Annotated in this window: 22 protein-coding genes; 8 read left to right on the top strand and 14 right to left on the bottom strand. The window is 44.9% G+C overall.

Features of this window, described 5'->3' with window-relative positions:
- Positions 1-18: 18 nt before the first annotated feature.
- Positions 19-315, top strand: a complete 297-nt coding sequence (gene fis, locus AB6D07_RS02930; RefSeq protein WP_004729744.1) for a DNA-binding transcriptional regulator Fis — start codon at positions 19-21, stop codon at positions 313-315.
- A gap of 171 nt (positions 316-486) precedes the next feature.
- On the top strand, positions 487-1446 hold the full coding sequence (locus AB6D07_RS02925; RefSeq protein ID WP_017096520.1) for a GGDEF domain-containing protein: 960 nt from the start codon (positions 487-489) through the stop codon (positions 1444-1446).
- 47 nt (positions 1447-1493) lie between these two features.
- On the opposite strand, the gene zntR is transcribed toward AB6D07_RS02925, so the two are convergent.
- Positions 1494-1934, bottom strand: coding sequence for a Zn(2+)-responsive transcriptional regulator (gene zntR / locus AB6D07_RS02920; RefSeq protein ID WP_009844687.1), 441 nt, complete (start codon positions 1932-1934; stop codon positions 1494-1496).
- Between the two features lie 325 nt (positions 1935-2259).
- Between zntR and purH the strand changes: the two genes are divergently transcribed.
- Positions 2260-3870, top strand: a complete 1611-nt coding sequence (gene purH, locus AB6D07_RS02915) for a bifunctional phosphoribosylaminoimidazolecarboxamide formyltransferase/IMP cyclohydrolase (protein WP_009844686.1) — start codon at positions 2260-2262, stop codon at positions 3868-3870.
- Between the two features lie 282 nt (positions 3871-4152).
- Positions 4153-5442, top strand: coding sequence for a phosphoribosylamine--glycine ligase (gene purD, locus AB6D07_RS02910; protein WP_017103309.1), 1290 nt, complete (start codon positions 4153-4155; stop codon positions 5440-5442).
- Between the two features lie 168 nt (positions 5443-5610).
- Here the strand turns inward: purD and AB6D07_RS02905 are convergent, their stop codons facing one another.
- Both AB6D07_RS02905 and hupA read right to left on the bottom strand, forming a co-directional pair.
- A complete protein-coding gene (locus AB6D07_RS02905; protein ID WP_009844684.1) occupies positions 5611-6309 on the bottom strand; it encodes a DUF1481 domain-containing protein in 699 nt (232 codons plus the stop codon).
- Positions 6310-6356: 47 nt separating this feature from the next.
- Positions 6357-6629, bottom strand: a complete 273-nt coding sequence (hupA, locus tag AB6D07_RS02900; RefSeq protein WP_004729753.1) for a nucleoid-associated protein HU-alpha — start codon at positions 6627-6629, stop codon at positions 6357-6359.
- A 270-nt stretch (positions 6630-6899) separates the two neighbouring features.
- Between hupA and AB6D07_RS02895 the strand changes: the two genes are divergently transcribed.
- The gene (locus AB6D07_RS02895; RefSeq protein WP_009844683.1) at positions 6900-8051 is read left to right on the top strand and encodes a CNNM domain-containing protein; all 1152 of its coding nucleotides are present in this window, start codon (positions 6900-6902) and stop codon (positions 8049-8051) included.
- A gap of 83 nt (positions 8052-8134) precedes the next feature.
- Here AB6D07_RS02895 and AB6D07_RS02890 read toward each other — a convergent pair whose 3' ends face one another.
- Positions 8135-8722: a YjaG family protein gene (locus tag AB6D07_RS02890; protein WP_017055908.1), complete on the bottom strand. Its 588-nt coding sequence runs from the start codon at positions 8720-8722 to the stop codon at positions 8135-8137.
- A gap of 71 nt (positions 8723-8793) precedes the next feature.
- On the opposite strand from AB6D07_RS02890, the gene AB6D07_RS02885 reads away from it, so the two are divergent.
- A complete protein-coding gene (locus tag AB6D07_RS02885; RefSeq protein ID WP_012604995.1) occupies positions 8794-9720 on the top strand; it encodes a D-2-hydroxyacid dehydrogenase in 927 nt (308 codons plus the stop codon).
- Positions 9720-10313, top strand: a complete 594-nt coding sequence (locus AB6D07_RS02880; RefSeq protein WP_017103310.1) for a uracil-DNA glycosylase family protein — start codon at positions 9720-9722, stop codon at positions 10311-10313. Before AB6D07_RS02885 ends, AB6D07_RS02880 begins: the two co-directional genes overlap by 1 nt.
- Positions 10314-10421: 108 nt before the next feature.
- On the opposite strand, the gene hemE is transcribed toward AB6D07_RS02880, so the two are convergent.
- Positions 10422-11489 carry a uroporphyrinogen decarboxylase gene (hemE, locus tag AB6D07_RS02875; protein ID WP_004729761.1) on the bottom strand — a complete coding sequence of 356 codons (1068 nt, stop codon included), beginning with the start codon at positions 11487-11489 and terminating at the stop codon, positions 10422-10424.
- Positions 11490-11788: 299 nt separating this feature from the next.
- A complete protein-coding gene (gene nudC / locus AB6D07_RS02870; protein ID WP_017103311.1) occupies positions 11789-12598 on the bottom strand; it encodes an NAD(+) diphosphatase in 810 nt (269 codons plus the stop codon).
- Positions 12599-12763: 165 nt separating this feature from the next.
- On the opposite strand from nudC, the gene AB6D07_RS02865 reads away from it, so the two are divergent.
- The gene (locus tag AB6D07_RS02865) at positions 12764-13261 is read left to right on the top strand and encodes an Rsd/AlgQ family anti-sigma factor (RefSeq protein ID WP_012604999.1); all 498 of its coding nucleotides are present in this window, start codon (positions 12764-12766) and stop codon (positions 13259-13261) included.
- A 330-nt stretch (positions 13262-13591) separates the two neighbouring features.
- Here AB6D07_RS02865 and rpoC read toward each other — a convergent pair whose 3' ends face one another.
- From rpoC to secE, 8 genes are all read right to left on the bottom strand, one after another.
- Positions 13592-17794, bottom strand: coding sequence for a DNA-directed RNA polymerase subunit beta' (rpoC, locus tag AB6D07_RS02860; protein WP_009844676.1), 4203 nt, complete (start codon positions 17792-17794; stop codon positions 13592-13594).
- 90 nt (positions 17795-17884) lie between these two features.
- Positions 17885-21913, bottom strand: a complete 4029-nt coding sequence (rpoB, locus tag AB6D07_RS02855) for a DNA-directed RNA polymerase subunit beta (protein ID WP_009844675.1) — start codon at positions 21911-21913, stop codon at positions 17885-17887.
- Between the two features lie 234 nt (positions 21914-22147).
- Positions 22148-22513 carry a 50S ribosomal protein L7/L12 gene (gene rplL, locus AB6D07_RS02850; RefSeq protein ID WP_009844674.1) on the bottom strand — a complete coding sequence of 122 codons (366 nt, stop codon included), beginning with the start codon at positions 22511-22513 and terminating at the stop codon, positions 22148-22150.
- Positions 22514-22570: 57 nt separating this feature from the next.
- A complete protein-coding gene (gene rplJ, locus AB6D07_RS02845) occupies positions 22571-23065 on the bottom strand; it encodes a 50S ribosomal protein L10 (RefSeq protein WP_009844673.1) in 495 nt (164 codons plus the stop codon).
- Between the two features lie 242 nt (positions 23066-23307).
- Positions 23308-24012: a 50S ribosomal protein L1 gene (rplA, locus tag AB6D07_RS02840; protein WP_012605004.1), complete on the bottom strand. Its 705-nt coding sequence runs from the start codon at positions 24010-24012 to the stop codon at positions 23308-23310.
- A 4-nt stretch (positions 24013-24016) separates the two neighbouring features.
- Entirely contained in the window at positions 24017-24445 is a 429-nt protein-coding gene (rplK, locus tag AB6D07_RS02835; RefSeq protein ID WP_010435555.1) for a 50S ribosomal protein L11, read from the bottom strand.
- Positions 24446-24657: 212 nt separating this feature from the next.
- Positions 24658-25206 carry a transcription termination/antitermination protein NusG gene (gene nusG, locus AB6D07_RS02830; RefSeq protein ID WP_012605006.1) on the bottom strand — a complete coding sequence of 183 codons (549 nt, stop codon included), beginning with the start codon at positions 25204-25206 and terminating at the stop codon, positions 24658-24660.
- A 13-nt stretch (positions 25207-25219) separates the two neighbouring features.
- Positions 25220-25597: a preprotein translocase subunit SecE gene (gene secE, locus AB6D07_RS02825; protein ID WP_017096511.1), complete on the bottom strand. Its 378-nt coding sequence runs from the start codon at positions 25595-25597 to the stop codon at positions 25220-25222.
- Positions 25598-25882 lie beyond the last annotated feature (285 nt).

Here is a 25882-nt window from a genome sequence, read left to right as displayed (position 1 = left end):
AGAAGAGCTAGACCGAATATGTTCGAACAAAATCTGACTTCAGAAGCATTGACAGTAACTACAGTTACATCACAAGACCAAATCACGCAGAAGCCACTACGTGACTCAGTTAAAGCATCATTGAAAAATTACCTTGCTCAATTAAACGGTCAAGAAGTCAGCGAGTTATACGAATTAGTATTAGCTGAAGTTGAACAGCCACTACTAGACACTATCATGCAGTACACTCGCGGTAACCAAACTCGCGCAGCAACCATGATGGGTATTAACCGCGGTACTCTTCGCAAGAAACTTAAAAAATACGGCATGAACTAATCGTTCTTTCGTAATTTATTGAATTAGAAGCCGAGCTCTTTATTGAACTCGGCTTTTTTTTGTTTATATGGCAACAAGCGAACAATTATCAATCAATTAATTAGATGTAACGATTGATAACGTAATCACTACCGATATAATGACCCATTAATCTAATCGTCTGGAAGCTACATGCTTGATATGAAAAGGGAAGAATGGCTTAGCACACTGATCCGTGAACTGCCTGATCGTCATCTTCTGTTGGATACATCCGGACGTATTGTTGAAAACTTTGACAATCCAAATCACCACACAGTTTCAGAACTGTTGCCTCCCGCGGTTGAAAAGCAGCTGTTAGAGGCGGCAAAGCAAGCTTATTCCAGTCGCGAAATTCAATACATTCAATACTCTCTTGCGCCCTGTCAGCAACTTCAGCTTTCTATTGAACAACTTTTCGCTCAAGGGGAAGAATCTGCAGAATCAGACGATCGATATTTTGAATCGACATTAAAGCCATTGTATCTCTCGCCAGAAAAGCAATACGTGCTGTGGCAAGAGCGAGATATTACTAAAGCACAGCAACGTGAAGCTGAGCTGATAGAACTCGCTGAAATCGATGAGCTAACTGGGATTTTAAATAGACGTGCCTTTTTACTTGGGTTGGAAAAAGAGTTCAGTCAATCGCCTAAGCAAAGCTTAACGTGTTTGATGATAGACATAGACCACTTCAAAGAGATCAATGATCAAGTTGGCCACCTTTCTGGTGATGAGGTAATCGTTCAAGTCGCGAGTTTATGCCAACAGTCAATAGACTGCGATGATTATCTAGGTCGCTTGGGTGGCGAAGAATTCGGTGTCATCCTCACACACACCAGTGCCATTGAAGCTTATTACGTTGCAGAGACGATTCGTAAAACGATTGAATCAACACCATGCACCGTAGACGGCCACATCATCTACCCAACAGTCAGCATCGGTGTTGCTGAATACACACCACATCTTAAAACCATAAAAGAACTATTGGCTCAAGCTGATAGAGCCATGTATTCTTCAAAGCAGACTGGCCGCAACCAAGTCACGCTTTACCATAATAACCTACCCACTTTAAAAATTGACGCTCAACTAAGAGCCAAAATACTGCAAGCTTCCTAGGGTTATTAACCGTAGTAAACCTCTCTCCCTAACGGGGACCTTCTCAGCTATTTACCATCAGCAGCACAGCATGAGCTTTGTTTATCTTCGCTCGCCAAAGCACCTAAGATAGAACAATGGCTCGCATCGTCATCTACATGACCGCAGCAAGCATCATTAATCTTCTTTAATGCCGTGCGTATTCTGCCAAGTTCACTGATTTTTTCATCAATAAGTGTCAGCTTTGCCGTTGTGATGGCTTTCACTTCTGAGCAACTGTGCTGCGTTGCTTCCAAGCGAATCTCGAGCAATTCCTTAATTTCATCTAAACTCAGCCCTAACGCTTTAGATTTAAGAATAAAGGTCACCTGTTTTTGATTGTTTTCATCATATAAGCGATATCCTGAGTCACTGCGACTGGCAGGAGCAATCAGGTTACTTTTTTCATAAAACCGCAAGGTATCGGCTGTCACACCGCATCTTTTCGCTAATTCACCGATCTGAAACATGTTTTTTCCTACTGTTCCGTCCATTCCACAATTAACCTTATCGTTACTTTTCAGGCTGAAATGGCACTTTTCATAATTAATTTTGAGATGCCAAACGATTGCGCGAGCTTTTTTGTAATAAATTAGTTAGAATCTGCGCCATCAAATTTGGAGTTGGTTATCTTATTGCTTAATCATAAGACAAACCCAAAAGGTCTTTACCAAAACTGGCCAATATTTTATCTCTTACTGGTATCTAAGATAATCCACGCTAAGAAGATAGAAACAAGTTCTTTTTTGGCAAATATCTTTATTTTAACCCCATGAATTTGAGGAAGATGGAAGCATGAATAACGCTCGTCCAATTCGCCGCGCTCTAATCAGCGTATCAGACAAAACTGGTATCGTTGAATTTGCACAAGCTCTTGCTAACCGTGGTGTAGATATCCTATCTACCGGTGGCACTGCTCGCCTGCTTGCTGAAAAAGGCATCTCTGTTACAGAAGTATCTGATTACACTGGTTTCCCAGAAATGATGGATGGCCGTGTTAAGACTCTGCACCCAAAAGTTCATGGTGGTGTTCTAGGCCGTCGTGGCCAAGATGATGACGTGATGGAAACTCACGGTATCAACCCTATCGATATGGTTGTTGTAAACCTATACCCATTCGCAGAAACCGTTGCTAAAGAAGGTTGTACCCTTGCTGACGCTGTTGAGAACATCGACATCGGCGGTCCTACAATGGTTCGCTCTGCAGCGAAAAACCACAAAGACGTAACTATCGTTGTTAACGCACACGACTACGAGCGCGTTGTTGCTGAAATGGACGCGAACGAGAAATCTCTAACGCTAGAGACTCGCTTCGACCTCGCTATCGCAGCATTCGAGCACACAGCTTCTTACGACGGCATGATCGCAAACTACTTCGGTACTATGGTTCCTAGCTACGGTGCCTCTTTACTTGATGAAGAAGGTAAGAAGGCTGACGAAGAGTCTAAATTCCCTCGCACGTTCAACCAACAGTTCGAGAAGAAACAAGACATGCGCTACGGTGAGAACAGCCACCAAGCGGCAGCATTCTACGTTGAAGCAAACCCTGAAGAAGCATCTGTTTCTACTGCTCGCCAAATCCAAGGTAAAGCGCTTTCTTACAACAACATCGCTGACACTGACGCAGCACTTGAGTGTGTGAAAGAGTTCGACCAGCCAGCATGTGTAATTGTTAAGCACGCTAACCCATGTGGTGTTGCATTAGGTGAAGACATCCTAGAAGCTTACGACCGTGCATTCAAAACAGACCCAACGTCTGCATTTGGCGGCATCATCGCTTTCAACCGTGAGCTAGACGCTGCAACAGCAACGGCTATCACTGAGCGTCAATTCGTTGAAGTTATCATTGCACCATCTGTTTCTGCGGAAGCAGTAGCAATCGTAGCGGCTAAGAAAAACCTTCGCCTGCTTGAGTGCGGTGAGTGGACAACTAAGACAACTGGTTTTGACGTGAAACGCGTTAACGGCGGTTTGCTAGTTCAAGACCGCGACCAAGGCATGGTGTCTGAAGATGACCTGAAAGTGGTTTCTAAGCGTCAGCCAACAGCTGAAGAATTGAAAGATGCTCTATTCTGCTGGAAAGTAGCGAAGTACGTTAAATCTAACGCTATCGTTTACTCGAAAGGCGACATGACTATTGGTGTAGGCGCAGGCCAAATGAGCCGCGTTTACTCTGCGAAAATCGCAGGTATCAAAGCTGCAGACGAAGGTCTACAGGTTGAAGGTTGCGTAATGGCATCAGATGCATTCTTCCCATTCCGTGACGGTATCGACGCGGCAGCAGAAGCGGGCATCAAGTGTGTTATCCAACCGGGCGGCTCTATGCGTGATGACGAAGTTATCGCAGCAGCAGACGAACACGGCATGGCGATGATCTTTACGGGCATGCGTCACTTCCGCCACTAATTTCCTCTTCGTATTTGGCACTGTGGCGTCGTTAGCTGCTTTCGCCCACCCCGGTCACATAGCGAGCTATGCTTCCGGGGATGGGCTCAATTGCTGCCTAGCCACATCACCAACTACTTTGAGCAAAACTTATAATTTTGTTTTTTAAATATTCCGATATTTGAAATACGTAGAGCAAGTCAGTGACTTTAGTTCAAGGAAAACACGCGGAGCTTATGACCATAAGTGAGCATGTTTGACACAGAAATAAAGGCTCTGAAGCAGCTATAAGGATTTTAAAACATGAATGTATTGATTATCGGTGCCGGCGGTCGTGAGCATGCACTTGGTTGGAAAGCGGCACAAAACCCAAATGTTGAAACAGTATTCATCGCTCCAGGTAACGCAGGTACTGCGCTTGAACCTAAACTTGAAAACGTAAACATCGGTGTTGAAGACATCGCTGGTTTAGTGGCGTTTGCTCAAGAAAAGAAAATCGAACTGACTATCGTGGGCCCTGAAGCACCATTGGTTATTGGTGTGGTTGATGCATTCCGCGAAGTTGGCCTACCAATCTTCGGCCCAACTCAAGCGGCAGCACAGCTTGAAGGCTCTAAAGCATTCACCAAAGACTTCCTAGCTCGTCACGATATCCCAACAGGTTACTACTCAAACTTCACTGAGATCGAGCCAGCTATCGCTTACGTTCGCGAGCAAGGTGCTCCAATCGTAGTAAAAGCTGACGGCCTTGCGGCGGGTAAAGGCGTTATCGTTGCGATGACACTTGAAGAAGCTGAAGACGCAATCAAAGACATGCTAGCGGGCAACGCATTTGGCGAAGCAGGCAGTCGCGTGGTTATCGAAGAGTTCCTTGAAGGCGAAGAAGCAAGCTTCATCGTAATGGTTGACGGTTCTAGCGTTCTGCCTATGGCCACCAGCCAAGATCACAAACGTGTTGGCGACAAAGACACTGGCCCTAATACTGGCGGCATGGGTGCTTACTCTCCAGCTCCAGTGGTAACTCCTGAAATCCATAACCGCATCCTTGAGGAAGTTATCTACCCAACGGTACGTGGTATGGACGCAGAAGGCGCACCTTACACTGGTTTCCTTTACGCAGGACTAATGATCGATGCTGACGGCACGCCTAAGGTTATCGAATACAACTGCCGCTTTGGCGACCCTGAAACGCAACCTATCATGATGCGTATGGAGTCAGACCTTGTTGAACTTTGCCTAATGGCTATCGATGAGAAGCTAGACGAAGCAGAATCAAAGTGGGACCCACGCGCTTCTATCGGTGTTGTTCTTGCTGCTGGCGGTTACCCTGCTGACTACGCAAAAGGTGACGTTATTTCACTGCCAACCAGCGAAGTTGAAGGCCAAAAGGTTTTCCACGCGGGTACGACAAATAACGAAGCTGGCGACGTTGTGACAAACGGTGGCCGTGTACTTTGTGCAACGGCACTGGGTAATACGGTTTCTGAAGCTCAGGAGCGCGCTTACGCGTTGACGAAGCAAGTTAGCTGGAATGGTATGTTCCACCGCAATGACATCGGTTACCGTGCGATTGCGCGCGAGCAAGAACAGTAATCAATCTTGTTACTCGCTTACTTTCCAATAACAGTAAGCAAATGACAGAAAAGGCGCCTCGATAGGCGCCTTTTTTATCACTCAATTTCTCTAGGAATCTGTACCTGTACAGACAAATCAGCACTTGGCCTACAGCAAGCCAAATACCCTCAATCCTTTAGTTGATCGCTATTCTTTCAACAATGACGGCCTAACGACACAATCATGGCTGTCTTCAGCCAGCATCAGTAACTCTTCTACGCTCATCTTACCTAGTGAATCACTGCCAAGAAACGCCGCATAGCTTTCCACAGACGCCAATCGATCGATCACGAAGCTTGGCAAGGTCTGATTAAATTCAAAGCGATCAAACTCACCACCAGCACACGTTTCAAAAGAACGACCATTCCAGTAACCCTGAACCAGTCTGAGCCCTTCGTCATGCTGCTTCATCGTAGTTTCTAAAACCGACTTGGCTTCTTTCTGGTAGCTTTCAAGTTGCTTAACTTGGATAGGCAAAATTTTGCTATCAATACGATACTGCTGATATACAGCTTCGCCTGACTTATTAAAACGCACATGGACACTATACGGAACCAGCTCATTAGAAGAATTACGTTGCTCACCTTCACGAATAAATTCACGAAGTATACCTTCCGACCAAGCATAGTCCGTTTGGTACCAGCCGTAATCGCCTACAGTGACGTAGTCAGCTGAAGTATGAGGTTGTGTTAGCTTGTTTGTAACCCAGTAGAAACTTGTCGCGTCGCCCATGACTTGGCCGCCGGTGTGAGTTTCAAATTGCTCTAGGTTTTTGCGAGGGCTGGTTGATGAACAGCCAATGAGAAATGTAGATAATAGTGAAACGAGAAGAAATGCTTTTTTCATAAAAACCTGTACCGAGGTGGAATACGACTACCTCGGTACAGTTTAGATTATTTCACTGAATCTTTCAGCGCTTTACCTGCAACAAATGCTGGAACATTTGCAGCAGCGATTTGGATCTCGTCACCAGTTTTTGGGTTACGACCAGTGCGAGCTGCACGGTGGTTTACTTTAAAAGTACCAAAACCAATTAGCTGAACTTGATCGCCATCTTTAAGAGCATCTGTAACACCGCCAAGAGTCGCTTCTAGAGCAGCTTTAGCTTGTGCTTTAGAAAGGTCCGCTTTTTCAGCAATAAAGTCGATTAATTGAGTCTTGTTCATTTTAGGTTTCCCTTCTTTGTATTTTTGAATTCGATTCACTCTAAAACATAAATGCCCCATCTGGCAAAGGTTTGTCGTCGATCTTTAGCTCTAATGCCGTAGTTTTAGCCATAATATGAGTAATAACTCACAATTTGTTACTGATTTTACTGAGCAAGCCCTTGTTTAAAAGGGGCTGAGAGCAAAATTAATGATGACCTAGCCACTACTTATTCTCTATAATCCACGCTGAATCGCTGCTAAAGCGTACAATTTAATTTAAGGGCAAACATGCTGCTGCTAACTATTTATGTCTCCATTGCTATTGGAGTTTCTTTCATTTGTTCTGTTTTGGAAGCTGTACTTTTGAGTATTAGTCCGAGCTACATTGCTCAACTAAAACAAAATGGGCACCCTGCAGCAGAGTCATTAGACAAACTGAAAACCGATATTGACCGCCCACTGGCGTCAATTTTAACGCTCAACACCATCGCGCACACCATAGGTGCAGCGACAGCGGGTGCACAAGCAGCAGTCGTTTTTGGTAGCCAATGGTTAGGCGTATTCTCTGCCGTATTAACTCTGGGTATTTTAGTTCTGTCTGAGATTGTTCCAAAAACCATTGGCGCGACCTACTGGCGTCAACTTGCTCCAGCATCATCAAATGTGCTTCGCTGGATGGTCTTTTTCCTAACACCATTTGTGTGGTTCTCAGAGCAAATCACCAAACGTTTAGCTCGCGGCCACCAGGCACCAAAAATGCGTGATGAGCTATCTGCAATGGCTATTTTGGCAAAAGAGAGCGGTGAATTTGCTGAAGGTGAATCAAAAATCCTGAGCAATCTGTTAGGTATTCAAGATGTGCCCGTGACTCAAGTCATGACACCACGCCCTGTTGTATTCCGCGTTGATGCAGAAATGAGTGTTAATACGTTCCTAGAACAACACAAAGACACGCCATTCTCACGCCCACTGGTTTACAGCGAGCAAACTGACAATATCATCGGTTTTGTCCACCGCTTAGAGCTGTTTAGATTGCAGCAAGCGGGTTGTGGTGAGAAGGCTCTGGGTGAAGTGATGCGCCCTATCCACGTCTTGCTAAACAACATGGGCTTAGCTAAGGCCTTTGACCAAATGATGGCAAACCGCCTGCAACTGTCTTTAGTTGTGGACGAGTACGGCACAATTCAGGGCATCATCACCCTAGAAGATATCTTTGAACACCTAGTGGGTGAAGAGATTGTCGACGAAGCAGATAAAACCACAGACATGCAAGAACTGGCGTTCCAACGCTGGGAAACGTGGAAAGAGACACACGGTGTTATCGAAAACCGCGATGAAGAGGACGAGCTAGAAGAAAAAACTCTAGCAGACAACGACACCTCAGACTCAAAGTCAGCGGATGAAAGCAAGGTTCAAAAAGAAGACAAGAAAGACGCTTAATCTAAATTTGATAGCGTCAGATACAACAAAGGCTCCCTAGGGAGCCTTTGTTTTTTATTCTATTCGCTACAACTCAACATCCGTTATAACGCAACACCAATGTTGCTCACTGGGTCTTCACGCAGTTCGTGGCGTAGGTCTTTGATCAGCTCTAAGTCACGCTCAGTCGTTTCACGTAGAGGTCGGAAAATGGCCCACTGAACGTCCCACTCTTCACATACCGCTTCGTTTTCTTTCTGGTTTTCGTTCGTCACTTCTTCAGCGCCTTGAGCAAACTCAAGCTCAGCAACCGTCTTCACCGATTGTTGACTCACTTTAATTACCGCTTCCAACATATGCTCACGATCAAGTAGACCATGGATTAATGTTGCTAAGCCTTGGCATGCGTCCATTGCAGGGTAAACACCATAGAAATCAAAATCATCTGCGCTAGGGAATAGCTCTTCTACTTTCTCAAGTTGACGCTCAAAGTTCACCTTTGCCGTTTTAACGGTTAGGATTTCCCAAATGCTATCCAAAACATCACGGTAGATTCGAGCTTCCGCAAATTCTGTATTCTCACAAAACATGGCATAGTTAGGATACATACGCTCACATAGACACGCCATAAAAGTAATTTGTTGCCAAGGTTCTAACTTTTCAAGACGAACCTGCAGTGGATTCTGAAGCATAGTCACTCAATAATTGCAGAAAAAGACAGCGAAAGTGTACTTGATAAACCCTGGGGGGAAAAGGTAAGCCGATGAACAATTTTACGAATAAGCTCTATATTCTTACCGAGCATGACGATACCTATACGCAACTGATTCTAAACCAAGGGTTACCTGACCTCGAAATCACTCAAAACCCCGAATTAGCTGAGATCGTACTGGCTGCTCCTCCTTTAATAGTGGAGCGACTTAATGAGTTTAAAAAGCTAGACTGGGTGCAAAGTACCTATGCTGGAATCAATAAACTCACTCAGCCGGATCTTCGCCAAGATTATACGCTGACCAACGTCAAAGGCATCTTCGGCCCTGCGATTGCTGAATACGTGTTGGGTTACACGATCAGCCACTGTAGACACTTTCCTCACTACCACCAGCAACAAGTACAACGAAACTGGCAGCCGCAGCTTTATACCAGCCTAACTGACAAAACCATGGTGATTTTAGGAACGGGGTCAATTGGCAGTCATTTAGCTAAAACCGCTGCTGCTTTTGGTATTCACACCATAGGTGTCAACCGGACAGGTATCCCATCAAAGCAAGAAACCTTCAAAGACACTTTCCACATCAATGAGATAGAGGCTGCCCTTAAGCAAGCGGATATTGTGGTCAACACCTTGCCATCAACAGCTGAAACCTATCAATTACTCAATCAAACGACCTTAAGTTACTGCTCGAATGTACTGCTGTTCAATGTTGGCAGAGGAGAGAGCTTAGATAAAAAAGCCTTGCTGCTTGCGATTAAGAATAAGTGGGTTGAGCATGCTTTCTTGGATGTGTTTGAAAGTGAGCCCCTCTCGCAGGAGCACCCTTTCTGGACATTACCGCAAGTGACCATCACCCCGCACATTGCAGCGCTGAGTGAGCCAAGGCAGGTGGTAAAGATCTTCGCCGAGAATTACCAACAATGGCGAGATGGCTTTAAACTGAACCATGTCATCGATTTTGATAAAGGTTACTGATGTCCTCATCGTTACTCAAAGAGGTTCGACAATGCCGAGCTTGTGAGCCTCACCTATCACACGGTGCTAACCCGGTAATTCAAGCGCATCCAAACGCGCGCTTGCTTATCATTGGGCAGGCGCCTGGTATTAAGGTTCATGAGTCATCGATCCCTTGGAATGATGCCAGTGGCGAACGATTAAGAGAATGGTTAGGGATAGATAGCGATACGTTTTATGACGAACAAAAAGTCGCGATTGTCCCGATGGGCTTTTGCTATCCAGGAAAGGGAAAAAGTGGCGATCTACCGCCTCGAAAGGAGTGCGCTGCGCTATGGCACCAAAAAGTACTGCAATCACTGCCCAACATCCAAATGACCTTACTGATTGGTCAGTATGCGCAAAACTATTATCTAAAAGATAAAGCCACCAGCACACTCACTGAAACGGTACGTAACTGGCAGGCTTGGGCTCCAGAATTTTTGCCACTTCCCCACCCTTCACCACGTAATAATATCTGGCTCAAGAAAAACCCATGGTTCGAAAGTGAAGTCATTCCCTATATCAGGAAGCACGTATCAGAGCATTTGGCCTGCCATGACCCAAATGCCTAATTAGCTGCACATCAACGATGATTTAGCCGATATTGAGTGCGGATAGAAAGATAATAAAAAAGCGCTGCCGATTTCTCGACAGCGCTTTTTCTAAAAACACATACTGAATTACTTATGGTATGGCTTAGATAGGTCGTGAACTGCGTCCACAAATACACCAGCATTTTCTGGTGGCACATCTAGGTGAATACCATGGCCAAGGTTAAATACGTGGCCAGTACCGCCGTCACCAAAACCTTCAAGGATAGTGCCGACTTCTTCACGAATACGCTCAGGTTGTGCGTAAAGTACTGATGGGTCCATGTTGCCTTGTAGAGCCACTTTATCGCCAATACGTGCTTTTGCATCAGCAATATTGATTGTCCAGTCTAGCCCAACTGCATCACAGCCAGTCGCTGCGATAGATTCTAGCCACATGCCACCGTTCTTAGTGAACAGAGTAACCGGTACACGGCGACCTTCATTTTCACGAATTAGGCCATCGACAATTTTGTGCATGTACTGCAGTGAGAACAGGTTGTAGTCACGCGGAGTAAGTACACCACCCCATGTGTCGAACACCATTACCGATTGTGCACCCGCTTTAATTTGCGCGTTCAGGTATTCAATAACAGTGTCAGCCAGCTTATCTAGAAGTAAATGCAGCGTTTGTGGCTCTGCATACATCATCTTCTTGATTTTAGTAAACGCCTTCGAGCTGCTGCCTTCAACCATGTAAGTCGCCAATGTCCAAGGGCTACCAGAGAAACCAATCAGTGGTACTTCGCCTTTCAGGTCTTTACGGATCTGACGAACGGCATTCATTACGTATTGAAGTTCACCTTCAGGATCCGGTAGGCCAATCTTTTCTACGTCAGCTTTACATGTGATAGGGCGTTCAAACTTAGGGCCTTCACCTGTTTCGAAGTACAAACCTAACCCCATCGCATCTGGGATAGTTAGGATGTCAGAGAACAAGATTGCCGCATCAAGCGGGAAACGACGTAAAGGTTGAAGTGTTACTTCTGATGCTAGTTCAGCGTTTTTGCACAAAGACATGAAATCGCCCGCTTCAGCGCGCGTTGCTTTGTACTCTGGAAGATAGCGGCCAGCTTGGCGCATCATCCATACCGGTGTGTAATCAACAGGCTGTTTTAAAAGTGCGCGTAAATAGCGATCGTTTTTTAATTCGGTCATTCCGTTAAATTCCAATTCAATCTTGTCTAGTTTTGATGGCAAGTATTCTAACACTGATTGAAGGGTAAAAGCTGTGTGCTTTGCAACCTAGATCAAGTTATTAACTTTTAAATCCATGCTTAATTTGCACCCAATTACAGGAGCATGTTAAAAATTTGTTCGCTAGCGAAAATTACAATTATAACAACTGAGTAGTCACTACTCAGCATCTCATAACGACATCTTACTTACCCCCTCCACTTGTGGAGGGTTTTTTTTAGTGTTTGACCACCCATAGGCCAAATACTATCACAGGTAATTTAATGTTCTAGTTCTTGCTCCGCGACGCCGTCTTTCCTTACGTCATCGACTGTATTCTCAATCAATTGTCTTGCAATCGTTCCGACTGGAGCAACATCAGGTAGGCTTGTTACGTCAAACCATTGGGCATCCGACAGTTCACTGTAATCAGGTTTGAGCGTTCCACCAGCATAGTCAGCAAGAAAGGCCATCATCATACTCGATGGAAACGCCCATGGCTGGCTACCAAAGTAACGAATGTTACTCACGTCGATACCCGTTTCTTCTTTGACTTCTCGCGTCACACACTGCTCTAGGGTTTCTCCAACCTCTAGGAAGCCCGCTATTACCGTGTACATACCCGTTTTATGCCTTGGGTGCTGCGCAAGTAATATCTTGTTGTCGTTTCGTACAGCGACAATGATGCACGGGAAGATACGAGGGTAATGAAGCGTTCGGCAGTCTCCACATTGCATCGCCACCTGATTATGATTGAGATGATTACGACCGCCGCACTGAGGACAAAAACGCATACTTTGTGTCATGTGCCCATACTGGATAGCTTTGCTTGCGATCAGAAAACTTGATTCAGACCAGTGAAGCAAATCTCTGAGGCTGACCATGCTCAGTTCAATCTCCACATCGCAATCGTTGAGCCAATACACCTTACGACCTTGATGCTGACCAATACAGATTGCATGCTCAACACTCAGTCCTAGCTCTTCAGCAGAGCCAAAAGGAAACTGATCATCATTAACCCAAATATCACTACCAGAAACGACGCACCAATAAGCTTGATCTGTCATTTTGTTATCACTTTTTTTTAACATCCCTATGCCTCATTGCTTGCAGTTCGTTCATTTTACTGGCAATCTAATTTCATACTAGAGTTGTAGCAGAGAATATTTCAAGCTATTACTTTTAGTAGCTACCAATAAAACGGACCCTGCTTAGGCAATTACTTGATCACAAGGTTGTGATCAGATCATGAGGACATGGTCATGCTAAATAAATTCAAACAAATACAAGAACAATGGGGTGGCTCTAATGAGGTCATCGATCATTGGCTCGAAACTCGACAGTCTCTAATCGTTGAGTATTGTAAGCTAGGTGCCTTGCAGCCAGCTAGCAATGGGCAATCAAACGTTGTTGAACTCCCTTCTCCTAAAGAAATAAGCTCATTCTGCGATCATGTTGTCGATTATATCTCAGAGGGTCATTTTAAGATCTACGATATGGTCATGAAAAAATGGCAAGCAACAGGCTTTAAAACCAATGACGAGATTGATACAACTTACGCGAAGATCGTACTTACAACCGAGCCGCTTCTAGAGTTCAATGATAAGTACGTTAAAGTAAGTGCAGACGATGAGTTGCCTAACTTCGAAGGAGATATGTCAAAAGTAGGTGAACTACTCGAAGTACGTTTTGAAGTAGAAGATAATCTTATCCAGCTTATTGCAGACAGTTTAGCGATTCCACCAGGCGCTTAGTTAGCTGAATCCTTAATAAGCTTGCCTCTGTGCAAGCTTTTTGTTTTGTCTGTAAGGTTATCCAAACTACCCAGAACCTTTCAGACAGAGCTTACTCGCTCGCCCTGACCTTTAGCCATAAGCATATGGTTACAGCCCTAATCAGCCTAATCATCTCTACCCTTTATCTTACTGGCCTCAAAGAGCACTCTTCAGGACATAAATCCAACCCCACCAGCTAGATAATCACACCTATCACTTTATAAGTCATAGCTAAATACCAATACGCCAGATACAAAAAAGGCACCCGAAGGTGCCTTTTTCTTATCTCTTAGAGACTACTCGTAGAGCTTACTCTTCTGAAGAGAAACCAGCGTTTAGAAGTGCTGCTAGATTATCAGTAGCTTGTTCAGCTGAAGGACCTTCTTGCTCTTCTTCACGTTGCTTTTGACGCTCTTGGTGGTATGCGAAACCAGTACCAGCTGGGATCAGACGACCAACAATTACGTTCTCTTTCAGACCGCGAAGGTCATCACGCTTACCAGAAACCGCAGCTTCTGTTAGTACGCGAGTCGTTTCTTGGAACGATGCAGCTGAGATGAATGACTCAGTTGCAAGAGATGCTTTAGTAATACCTAGTAGGTCACGCTCGAAACGTACTAGTTCTTTACCTTCAGCTTCTAGCTTACGGTTAGCAATCTTAACATTGTGGTACTCAACTTGTTCGCCAGGTAGGAACGGAGAGTCACCAGAATGAGTGATTGTACACTTACGTAGCATTTGACGAACGATAGTCTCGATGTGCTTATCGTTAATCTTTACGCCTTGTAAGCGGTAAACTTCTTGAACTTCGTTCGCGATGTACTGAGTTACTGCGTGGATACCACGTAGACGCAGGATATCGTGTGGAGTTTCAGGACCGTCGGCGATTACATCACCACGTTCAATCTTCTCACCTTCGAACACGTTCAATTGACGATGCTTAGGAATCATCTCTTCGTAAGCGTCACCGCCTTCACGAGTGATTACTAGACGACGCTTACCTTTCGTTTCTTTACCGAAAGACACAGTACCTGTGTGCTCAGCAAGGATCGCAGGCTCTTTAGGCTTACGAGCTTCGAATAGGTCAGCTACGCGTGGTAGACCACCGGTGATATCTTTGTTTCCGCTCGATTTTTGAGGGATACGAGATAGTGTGTCACCAATGCCAACTTCAGCGCCATCTTCGATGTTTACAATCGCTTTGCCAGGTAGGAAGTAGTGAGCTGGCATATCAGTACCAGGGATCATTACATCGTTACCTTGCTCATCAACAAGTTTGATAGCTGGTCGCATATCTTTACCTGCTGCTGGGCGAGCTGCTGCGTCTGTAACTTCACTTGAAGAAAGACCCGTTAGATCGTCAGTTTGACGAGAAACTGTAATACCATCGATCATATCTACGAATTGGATACGACCTGCCACTTCAGTGATGATTGGCATGGTATGCGCTTCCCAGTTAGCTACAACTTCACCAGCAGTAACTGCTGCGTTGTCGCCTTTGGTTAGCATCGAACCGTAAGGAAGTTTGTGCTTCTCTTTCGTACGGCCGAATTCATCAATAATCGTCATCTCAGATGCACGAGAAGTGATAACCAGTTTCTTATCTTTGTTAACTACGAACTTAGCATTGTGAAGTTTCACAGTACCAGTTGTCTTAGCTTGGATGCTGTTCTCTGCTGCTGCAGTAGATGCCGCACCACCGATGTGGAACGTACGCATCGTTAGCTGTGTACCCGGTTCACCGATAGATTGTGCAGCGATAACACCAACTGCTTCACCTTGGTTCACTAGGTGACCACGTGCTAGGTCACGACCGTAACACTGTGCACAACAACCGAAGTCTGCATCACAGGTAACAACAGAGCGCACTTTCATGCTATCTACTGAGTTGTCTTCCATGATTTGACACCACTTCTCATCAATCAGAGTATTACGTGGAATCAGTACATCTTCAGTACCAGGCTTAAGAACGTCTTCAGCTACTACACGACCTAGAGCAAGCTCAGAAAGTGCAACTTTAACGTCACCACCTTCGATGTGAGGCATCATGTCGATACCTTCATGCGTGCCACAGTCATGTTCGTGTACTACAACGTCTTGAGCAACGTCTACTAGACGACGAGTTAGGTAACCCGAGTTTGCTGTTTTCAGTGCTGTATCCGCAAGACCCTTACGAGCACCGTGCGTTGAGATAAAGTACTGAAGGACGTTTAGACCTTCTTTAAAGTTCGCTGTGATCGGCGTTTCGATGATTGAACCATCTGGACGCGCCATCAGACCACGCATACCTGCTAGCTGACGAATCTGAGCTGCAGAACCACGTGCGCCCGAGTCGGCCATCATGTAGATGCTGTTGAACGATTCTTGCTGTTCTTCTTCGCCGTCACGGTTGATAACTGTTTCAGAAGATAGGTTATCCATCATTGCTTTCGCAACGCGGTCATTCGTAGATGCCCAGATATCGATAACTTTGTTGTAACGCTCACCCGCAGTAACAAGACCTGATTGGAATTGCTCTTGGATTTCACGAACTTCTTCTTCAGCAGATTCAATTTCATCGTATTTCGCTTGAGGAACAACCATATCGTTGATACCTACAGAAACACCAGAAAGGGCCGCGTATGCGAAACCTGCGTACATGATTTGGTCAGCAAATACTACTGTATCTTTTAGACCAAGCTTACGGTAACACTCGTTAAGAAGAGTAGAGATCTGCTTCTTACCTAACTTTTGGTTAACGATGCTGTACGGTAGGCCTGCTGGAACGATCTGCCATAGCATTGCACGACCTACAGTCGTATCAACTAGGCCAGTATTCGTTGTGCTATTGCCGTCTTCATCTACTACAGTTTCAGTGATACGTACTTTAACGCGAGCGTGTAGCTCAGCAGTCTTAGTACGGTATGCCTTTTCAGCCTCAGCAGGGCCAGCAAGGTACATACCTTCACCTTTCACGTTGATCTTGTCACGTGTCATGTAGTAAAGACCCAATACAACGTCCTGAGAAGGTACGATGATTGGATCACCTGATGCTGGCGACAGAATGTTATTCGTCGACATCATTAGGGTACGAGCTTCAAGCTGTGCTTCTAGAGTTAGAGGCACGTGTACAGCCATTTGGTCACCATCGAAGTCGGCGTTGTATGCCGCACACACTAGTGGGTGAAGCTGAATCGCTTTACCTTCGATTAGTACTGGTTCAAACGCTTGGATACCTAGACGGTGAAGTGTAGGTGCACGGTTAAGCAGTACTGGGTGTTCACGGATCACTTCGTCTAGGATATCCCAAACGATCGCTTCTTCGCGCTCTACCATTTTCTTAGCAGCTTTGATTGTCGTAGCCATGCCACGAGTTTCTAGCTTGCTGTAGATGAACGGCTTAAATAGCTCAAGTGCCATCTTCTTAGGAAGACCACACTGATGTAGACGAAGGTATGGACCAACTGTGATTACAGAACGGCCAGAGTAGTCTACACGTTTACCTAGAAGGTTCTGACGGAAACGACCTTGTTTACCCTTGATCATATCAGCAAGAGATTTCAGAGGACGCTTGTTAGAACCCGTGATCGCACGACCGCGACGACCGTTATCTAGAAGGGCATCAACAGACTCTTGCAGCATACGCTTTTCGTTACGTACGATGATGTCTGGAGCCGCTAGCTCTAGAAGACGCTTCAAACGGTTGTTACGGTTGATCACACGACGGTAAAGGTCGTTCAGATCAGATGTCGCAAAACGACCGCCATCTAGTGGTACTAGAGGACGTAGATCTGGCGGTAGCACTGGAAGTACAGTTAGGATCATCCACTCAGGCTTGTTGCCTGACGAAATGAACGCTTCAACTAGCTTCAAACGCTTAGTAACTTTCTTACGCTTAGTTTCAGAGTTAGTTGTTTCCAACTCTTCGCGCATTTCTTCCACTTCTTGATGAAGGTCCATTGTTGAAAGCAGATCTTTGATCGCTTCAGCACCCATCTTAGCAGTGAATTCGTCACCCCACTCTTCTAGACGATCCAGATACTCTTCTTCAGTAAGCATCTGAGATTTTTCTAGATCAGTCATACCCGGCTCAGTTACTACGTACATTTCGAAGTAAAGAACACGTTCGATATCACGCAGAGGGATATCCATTAGTAGACCGATACGAGACGGTAGTGATTTTAGGAACCAGATGTGAGCAACTGGTGAAGCAAGCTCGATGTGACCCATACGGTCACGACGAACTTTAGTTTGTGTAACTTCAACGCCACACTTCTCACAGATAACACCACGGTGCTTCAGGCGCTTGTATTTGCCACAAAGACATTCGTAGTCTTTAACTGGACCAAAAATACGTGCACAGAACAGACCATCACGTTCAGGTTTGAACGTACGATAGTTAATTGTTTCTGGCTTTTTAACTTCACCAAAAGACCACGAACGGATCGTGTCTGGTGAAGATAGACCGATTTTGATTGCATCAAATTCTTCGGTCTTATGCTGTGCTTTTAGAAAGTTTAATAAGTCTTTCACGTTCAGCTCCTGTAAGGAGTTAAAGGAGCTCACCGACTAAAGTGAGCCCCCTTTACCAAGTAATCCAATCTTCTTTATAAAAAAGAGGGATTACTCTTCGTCTTCTAGCTCGATGTTGATACCTAGCGAGCGAATCTCTTTCAACAGTACGTTGAACGACTCTGGCATGCCAGGTTCCATGCTATGGTTACCATCTACGATGTTCTTGTACATCTTAGTACGGCCGTTAACGTCATCCGACTTAACTGTTAGCATTTCTTGTAGAGTATATGCAGCACCGTATGCTTCTAGTGCCCATACTTCCATCTCACCGAAACGCTGACCACCGAACTGAGCTTTACCACCAAGTGGTTGCTGAGTTACTAGGCTGTAAGAACCAGTTGAACGAGCATGCATCTTGTCATCAACCAAGTGGTTCAGTTTCAGCATGTACATGTAACCAACAGTTACAGGACGCTCAAACGAATCACCAGTACGACCATCAAACAGTTTAAGCTGACCAGATTCTGGCAGATCACCCAGTTTAAGTAGTTCTTTGATTAGAGACTCAGAAGCACCGTCGAACACTGGTGTAGCAATCGGTAGACCGCCACGTAGGTTCTTGATCAGTGTACGAACTTGATCATCAGACAGTTCAGCAATATCAACTTTCTGACGAGTATCGCCAAGATCGTAAACCTTCTGTAGGAACTCACGGAACTTATGCAGTTCTTGTTGTTCCTTAACCATTTGGTTGATCTTGTCACCGATACCTTTCGCAGCCAAACCTAAGTGTACTTCTAGGATTTGACCGATGTTCATACGCGATGGTACACCCAGTGGGTTAAGTACGATGTCTACAGGCTGACCTTTTTCATCGTATGGCATGTCTTCAACAGGGTTAATCTTAGAGATTACACCTTTGTTACCGTGACGACCCGCCATCTTATCGCCAGGCTGGATACGACGTTTAACCGCTAGGTAAACTTTAACAATCTTAAGAACGCCAGGCGCTAGATCATCACCTTGAGTGATTTTACGACGCTTAGTTTCAAACTTCTTATCGAAGTCTGCTTTTAGCTCATCCCACTGCTCAGCAAGTTGCTCAAGCTGTGTTTGTAGCGCATCGTCTTCTAGAACTTGCTCTAGCCATTGCTTACGACCGATAGTATCAAGCTTAGCTTCAGAGTAACCACCAGACAGAAGTACAGCTTTAACACGGTTAAGAAGGCCACCCTCAAGAATTTGGAACTCTTCAGTTAGATCTTTCTTAGCTTCTTTAAGCTGCATCTGTTCGATTTCAAGTGCACGTTTGTCTTTCTCTACGCCATCGCGAGTGAAGACTTGTACATCGATGATAGTGCCCGAAACAGAGTTTGGTACACGTAGAGAAGTATCTTTAACATCAGATGCTTTCTCACCGAAGATAGCACGCAGTAGCTTCTCTTCAGGAGTCAGTTGAGTTTCACCTTTAGGGGTTACTTTACCAACTAGGATGTCGCCACCCTTAACTTCAGCACCAATGTAAACGATACCTGACTCGTCTAGTTTAGACAGAGCAGACTCACCTACGTTTGGAATATCAGCTGTGATCTCTTCAGAACCCAGCTTAGTATCACGAGCCACACAAGATAGTTCTTGAATGTGGATTGTCGTGAAACGGTCTTCTTGAACTACGCGCTCAGATACTAAGATCGAGTCTTCGAAGTTGTAACCGTTCCAAGGCATGAATGCGATACGCATGTTTTGGCCAAGAGCTAGTTCACCAAGGTCTGTTGAAGGACCGTCAGCAAGAACATCGCCGCGTGCAACTGGTTCACCAGGAAGTACAGTTGGACGTTGGTTAATACATGTGTTTTGGTTCGAACGCGTGTACTTAGTCAGGTTGTAGATATCGATACCAGCTTCGCCAGGTACCAATTCATCTTCGTTAACCTTAACTACGATACGAGAAGCGTCAACAGACTGAACTTGACCACCACGTTTAGCAACCGCTGTAACACCAGAGTCAACTGCGATGTTACGTTCGATACCCGTACCTACTAGAGGCTTATCAGCTCTAAGTGTTGGTACAGCTTGACGTTGCATGTTGGCACCCATCAATGCACGGTTCGCATCATCGTGTTCTAGGAACGGGATAAGCGAAGCAGCGATAGATACTACTTGGTTTGTCGCAACGTCCATGTAGTCAACGTGATCGCGTGGGTGAAGACCAGATTCACCTTTTTGACGAGCTGTGATTAGCTCATCTGCAAAAGTACCTTCTTCAGTAAGAATGGTATTTGCTTGCGCGATTACGAATTGACCTTCCTGGATTGCAGACAGGTAATCAACTTCTTCTGTTACTACACCATCTACTACACGACGGTACGGAGTTTCTAGGAAACCGTAATCGTTACAACGTGCAAATGCAGATAGCGAGTTAATTAGACCGATGTTTGGACCTTCAGGCGTTTCGATCGGACATAGACGACCGTAGTGAGTTACGTGAACGTCACGTACTTCGAAGCCTGCGCGCTCACGAGTAAGACCACCAGGACCTAAAGCAGAGATACGACGCTTGTGCGTAACTTCTGACAATGGGTTGTTTTGGTCCATAAACTGTGAAAGCTGTGAAGAGCCAAAGAATTCTTTAACTGCAGCAGAGATCGGCTTAGCGTTGATAAGGTCTTGAGGCATGATTGCATCAAGGTCACCAAGGCTTAGACGTTCTTTAACGGCACGTTCTACACGAACTAGACCAACACGGAATTGGTTTTCTGCCATTTCACCTACAGAACGGATACGACGGTTGCCAAGGTGGTCGATATCGTCCACTTCACCAATGCCGTTACGGATACCAATCAGTTTCTTCATCACTTCGATGATGTCTGATTCATCCAGAGTACCGCGCTCTTCTTCTTCTTCACGCTCGATAGAGCTGTTGAATTTCATACGGCCTACAGTTGATAGGTCGTAACGATCTTCAGAGAAGAATAGGCTTTCGAACAATGATTCTGCAGCTTCTTTCGTTGGTGGCTCGCCAGGACGCATCATGCGGTAGATTTCTACCAATGCAGAGATGCGATCTACTGTGCTATCCGCACGTAGAGTGTCTGACATGAATGGACCATGGTCTAGGTCATTCGTGAACAGCACTTCTAGAGTCTTGTGACCTGCTTGAGACAGGTTAGCAAGTGCTTCTAGGCTAATCTCTTGGTTTGCGCCAACGATGATCTCGCCAGTTGCTTCGTTGATGTAATCTTTCGCAGCAATCTTTTCAACGATGTACTCTACTGGTACTTCGATGTGCTCAACGCCATCTTTTTCAAGTTGACGGATATGGCGAGCAGTTACACGACGACCAGTCTCAACGTAAGTTTTGCCGTTTGCTTCGATGTCGAATGACGCAGTTTCACCACGTAGACGATCAGGAACCAACTCCATAAGTAGAGTTTGGTCTTTAACTTCGAAGTTCACTTTGTCGAAGAACAGATCTAGGATCTCTTCAGTCGATTTACCAAGTGCACGAAGGATAATCGATGCTGGTAGCTTACGACGACGGTCGATACGTACGAATAAGTTATCCTTAGGATCGAACTCAAAGTCTAACCATGAGCCACGGTAAGGAATTACACGTGCGTTATAAAGAACTTTACCTGATGAGTGGGTCTTACCCTTATCACTGTCGAAGAACACGCCTGGGCTTCGGTGCAGCTGGGATACGATAACCCTCTCGGTACCATTAATTACGAAAGTACCATTGTCTGTCATAAGCGGAATTTCGCCCATGTAGACTTCTTGTTCTTTAATGTCTTTTACAGTACCTGCTGGTGCATCTCGATCAAAGATAACTAGACGTAGTTTTACGCGTAGTGGCTTTGAGTAAGTAACACCGCGGATTTGACATTCTTTAACGTCAAAAACTGGCTCACCAAGACGGTAGCTAACGTATTGCAGCTCAGAATTGCCGTTGTAGCTCTGAATTGGAAATACAGAACGGAAAGCAGCTTCAAGACCGTATTGACCTTCAGGATCCTGTTCGATGAATTTGTCGAAAGAATCAAGCTGGATCGATAACAGGTATGGAATGTCCAAAACTTGTGGACGAGTACCAAAATCCTTACGGATGCGCTTTTTCTCGGTATAAGAGTAAACCATGGGGTTCCTCAGCTCGCTGATAAGTGACCCAAACCACCCAAAACACTCTTCAGAGGGGGCGGTGACAAACAGCTGTTTACTGTAGTGAACAATCATTTCGAAAAAATGACTGTTTTTTTGCTTGGATTATGACGGTTAAACAGCGGAAATTTCGTCATAGCCCTACAGCGCAAAAAGGCCGGTGGTTAATAAACCACCAGCCATTAGCCTTGCGGCTAAGAAATTAAGTAATAATTACTTAACTTCAACAGAAGCGCCAGCTTCTTCTAGCTGTGCTTTAAGAGCTTCAGCTTCAGCTTTGTCAACGCCTTCTTTAAGCGCTGCAGGAGCTGAGTCTACAAGACCTTTAGCTTCTTTAAGACCTAGGCCAGTTGCGCCACGTACAGCTTTGATAACTTGTACTTTGTTAGCGCCAGCAGCAGTTAGGATTACGTCGAATTCAGTTTGCTCAGCAGCAGCTTCAGCAGAAGCACCACCAGCTACAACTGCAGCAGCAGCAGTAACACCGAATTTCTCTTCCATAGCTTCGATAAGCTCAACAACTTGCATTACAGACATTTCTGCAACTGCGTCTAGGATTTGCTCGTTAGTAATAGACATAACAATTCTCTTTTAAGTCAACAATAAGTTTAAATAGCAACCAGTGAAAAGCAAGGCTTAAGCCGCAGCTTCTTCTTTTTGGTCGCGAACAGCAGCGATAGTACGAACCAGCTTGCCAGCAGAAGCTTCTTTCATGCACATCATTAGGCGTGCGATAGCTTCGTCGTAAGTTGGTAGTGTCGCTAGTACTTCAGCATCAGTAACTGCGCCTTCAAATGCAGCAGCTTTGATCTCGAAATCTTTATTCTCTTTAGCGAAGTCTTTGAAAAGACGCGCTGCAGCACCTGGGTGCTCATTAGAGAATGCGATCAGAGTTGGACCAGTGAAAGTGTCAGTTAGACACTCGTAGTCTGTACCCTGAATCGCACGGCGTGCTAGTGTGTTACGAACAACTCTCATGTAAACACCCGCTTCGCGAGCTTGTTTACGTAGAGAAGTCATTGCGCCAACAGTAACGCCACGAGAATCAGCTACAACTGCAGAAAGTGCACCACTGGCAGCTTCGTTGACTTCAGCAACAATTGCTTTTTTGTCTTGAAGATTTAAAGCCATTTGGATTAACCTCTGGTTGTGATTACAGCACTCATACAAAATGTAATGAGCGTTTACGATGTTATTTAAAAATGAATAAATTCACTTCAAACCACAACATCGCCTACGTAGGTTTTATTAAGCCATACCTCCGAAGAGTACAGCGCCTACGGTCTTGGGACGGATGACCTGAATTGCTTCAAAAATCACCCAACCACAAATATTAGGCGCAGAAGTATACACTAAATCTGCGCCGAAGCAAATTAGTTTGCTTGAGTGTCAAGACTAGCTTGATCAACAGTAACACCAGCACCCATTGTAGTAGAGATGCTTACTTTCTTCAGGAAAGTACCTTTCGCTGAAGAAGGCTTAGCTTTCTTAAGAGCTACTAGAAGTGCTTCTAGGTTCTCTTGAAGCTGGTTAGCTTCGAAAGATGCTTTGCCGATAGTAGTGTGGATGATACCGTTCTTGTCGTTACGGTAACGAACCTGACCAGCTTTAGCGTTCTTAACCGCTTCAGCAACGTTAGGAGTTACAGTACCAACTTTAGGGTTTGGCATAAGGCCGCGTGGACCTAGGATTGTACCTAGTTGACCAACAACACGCATTGCATCAGGAGAAGCAACAACAACGTCGAAGTTCATTTCGCCTTTTTTCACTTGCTCAGCAAGATCTTCCATACCAACGATATCTGCGCCAGCTGCTTTAGCTGCTTCTGCGTTTGCACCTTGAGTGAACACAGCAACGCGGATGTCACGGCCAGTACCGTGAGGTAGCACAGTTGCGCCACGTACGTTTTGGTCAGATTTACGAGCATCGATGCCTAGGTTAACAGCAACATCTACAGACTCAACGAATTTAGCAGTAGCTAGTTCTTTAAGAAGAGCAACAGCTTCGTTGATTTCGTATTCTTTAGTTACTTCAACTTTGTCGCGGATTACGCGCATACGCTTAGTAAGTTTTGCCATGATCTTATCCCTCTACCACTAGGCCCATTGAACGAGCAGTACCAGCAATAGAACGCTTCATTGCTTCGATGTCAGCACCAGTCATATCAGCAGCTTTAGTTTCTGCGATTTCCTGAACTTGAGCGTCAGTTACAGTACCAACTTTCTCAGTGTTTGGACGACCTGAACCAGACTTAACGCCAGCAGCTTTCTTAAGAAGAACAGCAGCAGGTGGAGTCTTAGTTACGAACGTGAAAGAACGGTCGTTGTAAACAGTAATTACTACTGGAGTAGGTAGACCTTTCTCAACAGATTCTGTTTTTGCGTTGAACGCTTTACAGAATTCCATGATGTTCACGCCGTGTTGACCTAGAGCAGGACCAACCGGTGGACTTGGGTTTGCCATACCAGCTGCAACTTGCAGTTTGATATAAGCTTCAACTTTCTTAGCCATGATATTTCCTAATTTTTGGGTACATGCGCTAGCCCTGAGGCAAGCTCCCCTTAATTTCAATTAACTCTTTCTTACTTCGATAGAAGTAAAAAGGCGCGAAATTATAATCATAATTCGCGCCTTTAACAACCCTAAAAAGATGGTTTTTTATACTCTTTTATTTTGAACAACTTATGAAGTATTTATCCACAGCTTGTTCAAAAGTTAGAGTTTTAGTCCAGCTTTTCAACTTGACCAAATTCAAGCTCAACCGGTGTTGCACGACCAAAGATCGATACAGATACCTTAATGCGGCTTTTCTCGTAATCTACTTCTTCAACTGTACCGTTGAAATCAGCAAACGGACCATCGTTCACACGAACCACTTCACCCGCTTCGAACATTGTCTTAGGACGTGGAGACTCGCTCGCTTTCTCTAGACGGTTCAAGATAGCATCAGCTTCTTTGTCAGTGATTGGTGCAGGACGATCAGAGGTACCACCAATGAAGCCCATAACACGAGGAATGCTGCGTACTAAGTGCCATGATTCATCATTCATGATCATTTGCACTAATACGTAGCCAGGGAAGAACTTACGTTCGCTTTTACGGCGTTGACCTGCACGCATTTCCACTACTTCTTCAGTAGGTACTAAAACGTCACCAAAGAATTCTTCCATGTCGTGCATTTTAATATGTTCGCGTAACGATTGAGATACACGACCTTCATAGCCAGAAAAGGCTTGAACTACATACCAACGTTTTTTTGGAGCTTCACTCATGAATCAGAACCCTCTACACTCCAGTTGCTAGAGAAACTAAACGGACCATAATGCCGTCAATTCCCCAAAGCACTAGAGACATAACAATACATACAGCTAAAACGATCAATGTAGTTTGCATAGTTTCTTGGCGAGTAGGCCAAACAACTTTACGAATCTCCATACGAGATTCTTTTGCAAAATCGATCGCAGCTTTACCTTTAGTTGTTGTTGCTGCAACGCCTAGTGCGGCAGCAATCAGCACAACTACACCTGCAGCGCGAATTACAACAGACAATTCACCATACAGGTAATTACCCACAACAGCAGCAGCCAACAGTACAAAAGCGACTACCCACTTCATTGTATCTGCTGCACCTGAGCTATCAGGAGTTTCAGCGTTTGCTTTCATAAAACCAACCTGTGATAAGTCTTAAATATAGACGACAATAACCCCGCTGTTGCAGGGCACATTCCTTTGCGTTGCAAAACAACACATCTAACAGTCATTTTAGTTAAAAAGACCGTTTAATTCTTTGCTAAGAGTTAAAATTGATGTCAAAACACCCAACTCTTTTTTCAGCGCAGAAAAAGGGCATCAAATGATGCCCTTTTTACTAGTGGTTCGTCAAATCTTATGCAAAGATTTTAGCTACAACACCAGCACCAACTGTACGGCCACCTTCGCGGATTGCGA

This window comes from Vibrio sp. 10N.239.312.C11 (assembly GCF_041466065.1).
Classification (GTDB): Bacteria; Pseudomonadota; Gammaproteobacteria; order Enterobacterales; family Vibrionaceae; genus Vibrio; species Vibrio tasmaniensis_A.
Note: the sequence above shows the minus strand (reverse complement) of the source record. Positions and strands in the feature narration are given on the sequence as shown.